This is a genomic window from Paenibacillus sp. S29 (assembly GCF_049319765.1).
Classification (GTDB): Bacteria; Bacillota; Bacilli; order Paenibacillales; family Paenibacillaceae; genus Paenibacillus; species Paenibacillus polymyxa_B.
The window spans coordinates 1-238 of sequence record NZ_JBMOUI010000114.1; the positions used below are offsets into that span (position 1 = coordinate 1).

The following is a 238-nucleotide window of genomic DNA, read 5'->3' on the forward strand; positions in this document are numbered from 1 at the left end:
TCCCTGATAGCTCAGTTGGTAGAGCACTCGACTGTTAATCGAGTTGTCACAGGTTCGAGTCCTGTTCGGGGAGCCATTTGCTCTCATAGCTCAGCAGGTAGAGTGCATCCATGGTAAGGATGAGGTCACCGGTTCGAACCCGGTTGAGAGCTTGTTATAGGATGGCCCGTTGGTCAAGGGGTTAAGACACCTCCCTTTCACGGAGGTAACAGGGGTTCGAATCCCCTACGGGTCATAG

At 52.9% G+C, this 238-nt stretch carries 3 tRNA genes; all 3 read left to right on the forward strand.

Annotated features, from left to right (window positions below):
- The 3 genes from ACL9RM_RS26775 (at position 1) to ACL9RM_RS26785 (ending at position 235) form a co-directional block, all read left to right on the forward strand.
- Positions 1–76: transfer RNA gene (locus tag ACL9RM_RS26775), tRNA-Asn, on the forward strand.
- 3 nt (positions 77–79) lie between these two features.
- A tRNA-Thr gene (locus tag ACL9RM_RS26780) sits at positions 80–152 on the forward strand.
- A gap of 11 nt (positions 153–163) precedes the next feature.
- Positions 164–235, forward strand: a tRNA-Glu gene (locus tag ACL9RM_RS26785).
- Positions 236–238 lie beyond the last annotated feature (3 nt).